Origin of the sequence: Microcystis sp. M090S1, from assembly GCF_020246295.1 — a bacterium.
GTDB classification, from domain to species: domain Bacteria; phylum Cyanobacteriota; class Cyanobacteriia; order Cyanobacteriales; family Microcystaceae; genus Microcystis; species Microcystis aeruginosa.
The window spans coordinates 1-7866 of sequence record NZ_JADBTF010000354.1 but is presented as its reverse complement, the minus strand read 5'-3'; the positions used below and the strand labels follow the sequence as shown (position 1 = coordinate 7866).

At 45.0% G+C, this 7866-nt stretch carries 7 protein-coding genes; 3 read left to right on the top strand and 4 right to left on the bottom strand.

The window, feature by feature from the left end:
- Nucleotides 1-145: 145 nt before the first annotated feature.
- On the bottom strand, nucleotides 146-865 hold the full coding sequence (locus IM477_RS15875) for a biliverdin-producing heme oxygenase (protein WP_190723331.1): 720 nt from the start codon (nucleotides 863-865) through the stop codon (nucleotides 146-148).
- A 510-nt stretch (nucleotides 866-1375) separates the two neighbouring features.
- On the opposite strand from IM477_RS15875, the gene rpaA reads away from it, so the two are divergent.
- On the top strand, nucleotides 1376-2116 hold the full coding sequence (rpaA, locus tag IM477_RS15870; protein WP_287732520.1) for a two component system response regulator RpaA: 741 nt from the start codon (nucleotides 1376-1378) through the stop codon (nucleotides 2114-2116).
- Between the two features lie 185 nt (nucleotides 2117-2301).
- Here the strand turns inward: rpaA and IM477_RS15865 are convergent, their stop codons facing one another.
- Nucleotides 2302-3786, bottom strand: a complete 1485-nt coding sequence (locus IM477_RS15865; protein WP_287732518.1) for a glutamate synthase subunit beta — start codon at nucleotides 3784-3786, stop codon at nucleotides 2302-2304.
- A gap of 182 nt (nucleotides 3787-3968) precedes the next feature.
- The gene (gene ylqF / locus IM477_RS15860) at nucleotides 3969-4808 is read right to left on the bottom strand and encodes a ribosome biogenesis GTPase YlqF (RefSeq protein WP_287732516.1); all 840 of its coding nucleotides are present in this window, start codon (nucleotides 4806-4808) and stop codon (nucleotides 3969-3971) included.
- A 107-nt stretch (nucleotides 4809-4915) separates the two neighbouring features.
- On the opposite strand from ylqF, the gene IM477_RS15855 reads away from it, so the two are divergent.
- Together IM477_RS15855 and IM477_RS15850 are read left to right on the top strand one after the other, a co-directional pair.
- Nucleotides 4916-5458: an NUDIX hydrolase gene (locus tag IM477_RS15855; protein ID WP_287732514.1), complete on the top strand. Its 543-nt coding sequence runs from the start codon at nucleotides 4916-4918 to the stop codon at nucleotides 5456-5458.
- Between the two features lie 290 nt (nucleotides 5459-5748).
- Nucleotides 5749-6690: a hypothetical protein gene (locus tag IM477_RS15850; RefSeq protein WP_287732521.1), complete on the top strand. Its 942-nt coding sequence runs from the start codon at nucleotides 5749-5751 to the stop codon at nucleotides 6688-6690.
- A 39-nt stretch (nucleotides 6691-6729) separates the two neighbouring features.
- On the opposite strand, the gene IM477_RS15845 is transcribed toward IM477_RS15850, so the two are convergent.
- Entirely contained in the window at nucleotides 6730-7671 is a 942-nt protein-coding gene (locus tag IM477_RS15845; protein WP_287732513.1) for a TIGR04168 family protein, read from the bottom strand.
- Nucleotides 7672-7866: the final 195 nt, after the last annotated feature.

Sequence of the window (7866 nt, the reverse complement as noted above, 5' to 3'; positions counted from 1 at the left end):
TTTTAACTGTGGTATGCGACGGTGGTGGAAGCAGAAACTTAAATCGTGAGGTTTAGGAATCGCCGCACTTTTAGGGCGGCGAGGATGTCAAGGCTGACCATTACCCCAATTCTAGAATTTCCGTTTTTTTTGGTTTTCTTGACTACTATTCGGCGGTAGCCAATCCAGCTTCGGTGCTGCCGGTGCTGCGACGACGGGTGAGAGTATTAAAGAGCATAATTCCGATCGCTTTGATCAGATTACCTTCCAACTCTTGGAACATTTTCATGTTCATGCCAAAAGCGGCGTTAGCTTCGGCGACAATGCGATCGGCCATGGCTTGATCCACCGGTAACTCGTCGAGGGTTTGACGATAGTGGTTTTTGTAGGCTTTTTCGTCGGGAATATCTTTGAAATCATAGAAAGCTGTGCCACCAGTTTCCAGATTCATCGCTTTTTCGGCGATTTTTTTCAAGATTTGCCCCCCGGACAGATCGCCGAGATAACGGGTATAGGAATGGGCGACTAATAATTCGGGTTCTTTTGTGGCGATTTCCCGAATCCGGTCAACGTAGGCCTGACCTGCCGGAGATAAAGCGATCTCGTTGCGCCAATTGGGACCATAATAAAAATATAAATCCTGTTCCAGCGCATTTTTGCGATTGAGTTCAGGAAAACAGATTTTAGAAACGACGGGATGACTAGGAAGTTTTTCCATCTCCTCCTCCATGGCCGAATAGACGAAGTAGAGGTTAGCCACCAGTTTGCGATAGGAAGTTTTTTCTACCACACCTTTGAGAAAACACTTGACAAAACCGACGTTTTCTGCCATGGTGTGGGATTTTTTCGTGCCTTCTCGCAGTTGAGTTGATAAATTAACGCTCATATTATGATCACCTGTTTGGATGAGTAGAATGGATCGGGTTCGTTACAGATACTTACTAAAACCGCCTATTTTGGTAGATTAAACTGAATCGATCGGTAATTTTATTAAGAATTTTTACAGTGCCTCTGGGGGAGCTTAGGGGAGAAATTTAGCTCTAGCAGGACTTGACCGCCGGTTGAAACCGGTATCGATCGAGATGGCGAAATTGTAAAGATTAGTGAAAAACTGCTCCCTAGTTGATCTTGGTGAGAGAGAGGGTGTAGTCTAGCGCCAATATCAATTCTTGCTCGACATTCTTCACACTTCTTAGAAATTCTTAACATTCAGGAGACTTATATCAGCAAAATTTCACAAATTAAAACCGAATTTAGCAATCATGCTTATAATCAGTACAGGATTCTTTATGTTGTCCTAAACTCAAGCCCTTGAGAGACAAAGCCCTAGTTGCGATGTCAGCGAGAACACATTTAGCAACTCCCTACCCAAACCCTTAGTCATAACACTCTGGTAATGCCCCGAATACTTGTAATCGATGATGATCCTGCAATCGCGGAATTAGTCTCCATCAACTTGGAGATGGCGGGTTATGACGTTAATCCCGCAGAGGACGGGATTAAAGGCCAGGCCTTGGCCGTCCAGTTACAACCCGATTTAATCATGCTGGATTTAATGCTGCCCAAAGTCGATGGTTTTACTGTCTGTCAGCGTTTGCGACGAGATGAACGCACGTCCGACATCCCGATTTTGATGCTCACAGCCTTAGGACAAACCCAAGATAAAGTGGAAGGTTTTAATGCGGGTGCTGATGATTACCTGACCAAACCTTTCGAGGTGGAGGAAATGTTAGCTAGGGTACGCGCTCTCCTCAGACGCACCGATCGCATTCCCCAGGCCGCCAAACACTCAGAAATACTCAGTTTTGGACCTTTAACCCTGGTTCCCGAACGTTTTGAGGCGGTCTGGTTTGAAAGTGTGGTCAAGTTAACCCATCTAGAATTCGAGTTACTCCACTGTCTTCTCCAACGTCACGGTCAAACCGTTTCCCCTAGTGATATTCTCAAGGAGGTCTGGGGATACGATCCCGATGATGATATCGAGACTATTCGCGTTCATATTCGCCATCTGAGAACGAAACTAGAACCCGATCCCCGCCACCCTCGCTATATTAAAACCGTTTACGGTGCGGGTTATTGTCTGGAGTTACCCACCAATGAACAGTTGGTGCTTGATTCATCGGTGGCAACGGTTTAAACAGGGAGCAATTGTCTAGATAGGCAATAGGGACAATTGTTTCCTCGCTCCTCCTGTTCAGATTGAGAGGGTTTGACCGGCGGTTGGGTTTTGATGGCTATGGCTGAGGCCTCTTTTTGGCCCTGACTATCACAAGGGGAAAACACCCCCAGCAAGTCAGGACAATGGCGAGAGTAACTACTGGTTTAAGGTAAATCCGTCGCCCCCATCAAAAAGCGATCGCATTCCCGGGCGGCCCCGCGACCTTCATTAATCGCCCAAACCACCAAACTTTGACCACGACGACAATCCCCTGCGGCGAACACTTTCGGTAAGCTAGTGGCAAATTGACCGTGTTCGGCCTTGATATTGCTGCGGGCATCCTTTTCTAAGCCTAAATCATCGAGTAAAGGCTGTTCTGGTCCCAAAAATCCCATGGCCAATAGAACCAATTGCGTCGGGATGACTTTTTCTGTTCCTGCTACCGGTTGGGGGATAAACTGCCCTTTTTCGTTGCGTTGCCATTCCACCCGTACCGTGTGAATCCCTGTGACGTTGCCCTCGCTATCCCCCTCGAATTTAGTCGCCGTGGTGGTATAAACCCGGGGGTCATCGCCAAAACGTGCGGCCGCTTCCTCTTGTCCATAGTCCATACGGTAGATTTTCGGCCATTCGGGCCAGGGATTATCGGCGGCCCGTTCTCGGGGCGGTTGCGGCATAATCTCTAATTGGGTGACGCTACGGCAGTTATGACGCAGGGAAGTCCCCACACAGTCGGTTCCCGTGTCACCACCGCCGATAATTACCACGTCTTTACCCGCGGCCAAGATAAAATCCTCCCCGGGCTGTCCGTCTAATAGTGCTTTTGTATTAGCGGTGAGAAACTCCATGGCGAAGTGAATGCCCTTTAATTGGCGACCTTCGATGTTTAAATCCCGGGGTTTGGTGGCCCCGGTACAGATAACCACGGCATCGTATTCGTTTAATAGGTCTTGGGCGCTGATATCCTTGCCCACTTCCGTGTTACAGACCATTTTTACCCCTTCCTGTTCGAGTATCTGGAGACGACGCAGAACCACTTCTTCCTTATCTAACTTCATGTTGGGGATACCGTACATTAATAGTCCCCCGGGGCGATCGGCCCGTTCGTAAACTGTCACCCAGTGACCGGCTTTATTTAACTGGTCGGCGGCCGCTAATCCAGCAGGTCCTGAACCGATCACGGCCACTTTTTTGCCGGTACGGATGGCGGGGGGATTGGCAGTAATCCACCCGGATTCCCAACCTTTGTCGATAATCGAACATTCAATATTTTTGATCGTAACGGGGGGATTATGAATACCGAGAACACAGGAACCCTCACAGGGGGCGGGGCAGACTCTACCGGTAAATTCGGGGAAATTATTGGTTTTATGGAGGCGATCGAGGGCTTCTCGCCACAATCCTCGATAGATTAAATCATTCCATTCGGGAATCAGGTTATTAATCGGGCAACCACTGGCCATGCCACTAATTAGCGTTCCCGTGTGACAAAATGGTGTACCACAATCCATACAACGGGCGGCCTGATTGCGGAGTTTATCTTCTGGCATGGGAAGATGAAACTCATCCCAATTATGAAGGCGATCGAGGGGGGTAAGTTCGGAAGGAAGTTCACGCAGGAATTCGATAAAGCCAGTCGGTTTGCCCATAGTCTTTGTTATCTCTGTCGTTTATTCCCTATCTTCCTTCAGGGTTCGATCGATCCCCGCAACTTTACCGATTTCTTTAATCTTATCCGCAACTCAGTGGACTAACAGGCGGTAATTTTGACAAATTCGGGAATTAACTGTGGCGGCGACCATTGACCGAATTGAGTTAAAAACAGGCGATTTCAAGAGGAAGGGGGCAATTCTAAGGGGATAGCCCCGATTATTCCCTTACGAAAATCATTGAGTAACTGCATGGCTGCCCTTTCTTTATCTTCTTGATATTTGAGATTGGCCAATTTTTCGATAAAATCTTCCCCGGTCATGTCTAGAGTATTCAACCCATAACGAGATTGTAAAAGACCTTCATAGTGTAATTCTATTAATAAATCGACAAAAGCCGCCGCTATCCTTTGGTTATCATAACCAGCATCGCCAATATCCTCACAGATAGCTAATTTCACCGCATCCCTTTGATTATCTAAACGGGAAGGGATCACCCCCGGCGCGTCTAATAATTCTAAGGTGTCGGAAATTCGTACCCATTGTAATTGTCGCGTTACTCCGGCCCTGCGGGCGCTGGCAACGACTTTTCGCCCTAATAAACGGTTAATCAGGGCAGATTTGCCCACATTGGGAAACCCGATCACCACGGCGCGCACTGGACGCGGTAACATTCCTCTCAGTTGGCGTTTTTGGTTAATTGCATCGCCAATTTTTTCCGCCGCTTTGATAATTGCTTTAACTCTTTCTCCCTGTTTAGCGTTAGTAAAATAGACGGTTTCTCCTTGACTTTTAAACCATGTTACCCATTGTTGATGGGCAGATTCGGGAATCATATCGAGACGATTTAAGATTAACAAGCGCGGTTTATTGCCAATCCAATCGTCCACCTGCGGATGATGGGAAGCTAAGGGAATGCGAGCATCGCGCACTTCTAAGACCACATCCACGAGTTTAAGATGTTCCTTGAGTTTTCTTTCCGCTTTGGCAATATGACCGGGATACCATTGAATTAACGACATGGGAGATGGGAGTATAAAATTAAATCTTATCAGGAATAGTCCCTAGATAGCTATAATTATCTGAGAAAAAGTTTAGTAATTTCACTGCAATTATAACAGGATTGTCGATGACTAATTTAAAAAAATGGCAAATTATTAAATCCGAGCTAGTTTTTCATAATCGTTGGTGTCAAGTCCGTCAAGACGCGGTGAAGTTATCCTCTGGACAAGTTATCGATGATTATTTCGTTAATATTCGTCCTGAAATTGTTTTAGTTGTTCCAGTTACTAGGGATAATCAATTAGTTTTTGTCCGTCAATATCGTCACGGAGTTAAGGAAATTTTATTGGAATTTCCAGCCGGGGCAGTAGATGCGGGTGAAGATAATATTACTGCGGCAGCGCGTCGGGAATTCGAGGAGGAAACCGGTTATCAAAGTGATTCTCTAATACCTCTGGCTGTTTTGTACGATAATCCCGTTAAAGATACTAACAGAATTCATATTTTTTTGGCTCTTAATGCTACTCCCACAGGTCAACAAAAGTTAGATATTACCGAGGAAATTGAAGTTATTCTTCGACCTTTACAGGAAATTAATCCACAGGAAATTACCGTCTCTGGTAGTTTAGCGGCTTTCTATCTAGCGAGGGATTTTTTAAAGCAAAATTAAGGAGTTATAGCAGTTATATTAATGGGGAGGTAGGAAGTTTTCGTTTTGGGGAGCCGGTTGTCAGGATTCAGGAGATAGGGTGGTCACTGCGTGCGCGTTGCGGGGGGTGTTGGGGTGTTAGGGTGTTAGGGTGTTAGGGTTTTAGGGTTTTAGTTGAAATTCCCCCACTTCCCCACTTCCCCACTTCCCCACTTCCCGCTCTCCTACCTCTGCGCTTTTCTCTACTGTTTGAACAGGATTTGTATTACTTTAAGTTTTATTTTTTTCACTTGTCTATGAGTAATTTTTTGATGATTGCTGGCTTTATCCTATCAGCTTATGCGATTGTTGCCAACGATTCCCTACAAACTTTAGGGACTTTTTTAAGTGCCAATGAAGAACGTCCCTGGTGGATTTTATGGCTGTACACCAGTATAATCTTAGCCTCGATTTTTATCGCTGGTTGGTATATTAATCAGGGAGATGTGGCTTATAATCGACTAGAAATGATTCCCTTCCCAGAAACTTTTACTTGGATTTATATCGTTCCTCCCTTAGCAATTTTAATTCTCACCACTTGGGGAATACCCGTGAGTACAACCTTTTTGGTTTTAACAGTTTTTGCTCCCCAATCTCTAGATGAAATGTTAGTTAAATCCGCTTGGGGTTATGCTATTGCTGTTATAGCGGGGTTAGTAATCTATCGAATTATTTATCAATTAGAAAACTTTTTCCTAGAAACAGTTAATCAAGAACCTCAAAAAATCTGGGTAGTTTTACAGTGGTTATCCACCGGGTTTCTCTGGAGTCAATGGTTAATGCAAGATTTTGCTAATATTTTCGCCTATCTTCCCAGAAAGTTAGCGGCAACATGGTTAGTTTTATCTCTAACAGTTATGCTACTCCTGCAAACCATCATTTTTATTAATCACGGGGGTCAAATCGAGAAAATTGTCACTAGCAAAACTAACGCCCATGATCTGCGTTCTGCAACAATTATTAACTTAATTTATGGTCTAATTTTACTGTTTTTCGTTGGCTATAATCATATTCCCATGAGTACCACTTGGGTATTTTTAGGTTTATTAGGAGGTCGAGAAATTTCTCTGACTTTAACCAAAGAAAACCCTAATTTAGCCGCCACGGGTAAACTGGTTTTAGGGGATGCCTTGAAAGCTTTTATCGGTATGATTGTTAGTGTTGCTATCGCTCTTGCTTTACCTCTAATCGCTCAAAAAATTAACTATCTATAGGAAGTGGGGTGTGGGGTGTGGGGTGTGGGGAGATGTAAATTAAGAATAACAAGATTGGGCAGATAGGCGATCGATTGATGACCCGAAGTGATAAAGTTTTCTATTGCTGATAATCTCGAAATTATCGTTCAACCAGATTAAAGATGCTTCTGTGACTAGACCTTCTTCAAGAGTGACTAGGGAAAAATTGCGAGATTTACCCCTATCAGAGTGGAGAATGCGAGGAACACTAGCAGCATTCAGATAAACAGTTCCCATCTCGGAAGTGACCACGGGATTGCGTAAACGGGAAGTAGTATGACGGAGACGGTGGTGCATATGACCGAAACTGACGAGAGGAACCTGTTTTCCTAATAGCTGTGCTTGTGCGATGGCCGCTGCTAAATCCGGGTCCCCGTGGTCCCCTCCCAAAGGTCGCCAATCGCGACCACAGATAGCTTCCGCTTCCTTTCCCAGTCCAGCCGGACCATTGTGACCTAAAAAAATCAGGTTATTATAGGCAGTATCTTGAATATTAGCGATAATTTTGGCAGTAGATTCGGCAAAACTGCTGATATTATAGCGTTCTTGAAAAAATTCTCCATTTTTCCACTCGGAACCTCCCCAAGTAAAGGGACGACCCCCAACAATCGAAAGCTCTAAACTGGGTAGGTCTAGTTTTGAGTAACCCACATGAGCAACCCCTAATAATTCTAACTGGGCGGTGACACGATCTTCTTTATCGCGATCGTAGGGACATTTTTTTCGTCCCCAGGAGGTGGCACTATACCAAGCGTCGTGATTACCGAGAATAACGGCTTTTGGTAAGGACAAACTAGCAATCCGGCCGACAATTTCTAGGGATTCATTGCCAAAATCGCCGACAAATAGGGCTAAATCCACTTGTAAAGCTTCTAGTGCTAAATTATCTTCTATTTCCCATTGGTCGTGAACGTCACCGATGACGGCGATTTTATAGGTGCGAGGGAAAGAACTTACCATTACCAGTTATCAACTATCATTTACCAATAATGATCATAACTAGGATTGGCTGAAAAAGTACGGGCGAAGCATTCGGTTAGAAAATCTCCGGTTTCAGCGATAGGTTATTGCCCGAATGCTTCGCCCCTACAGGACGCGGGCCGATGAAGACGCAAGGTTTTGAACGACGATTCTCTCAAAATCTTGCACCTGTTT

Bases quoted from the DNA above. Each gene is read 5' to 3' on its own strand.
- IM477_RS15855 (WP_287732514.1), top strand. From the start codon at position 4,916: ATGACTAATTTAAAAAAATGGCAAATTATTAAATCCGAGCTAGTTTTT.
- IM477_RS15865 (WP_287732518.1), bottom strand. From the start codon at position 3,786: ATGGGCAAACCGACTGGCTTTATCGAATTCCTGCGTGAACTTCCTTCC.
- IM477_RS15875 (WP_190723331.1), bottom strand. From the start codon at position 865: ATGAGCGTTAATTTATCAACTCAACTGCGAGAAGGCACGAAAAAATCC.
- IM477_RS15845 (WP_287732513.1), bottom strand. From the start codon at position 7,671: ATGGTAAGTTCTTTCCCTCGCACCTATAAAATCGCCGTCATCGGTGAC.
- rpaA (WP_287732520.1), top strand. From the start codon at position 1,376: ATGCCCCGAATACTTGTAATCGATGATGATCCTGCAATCGCGGAATTA.
- ylqF (WP_287732516.1), bottom strand. From the start codon at position 4,808: ATGTCGTTAATTCAATGGTATCCCGGTCATATTGCCAAAGCGGAAAGA.
- IM477_RS15850 (WP_287732521.1), top strand. From the start codon at position 5,749: ATGATTGCTGGCTTTATCCTATCAGCTTATGCGATTGTTGCCAACGAT.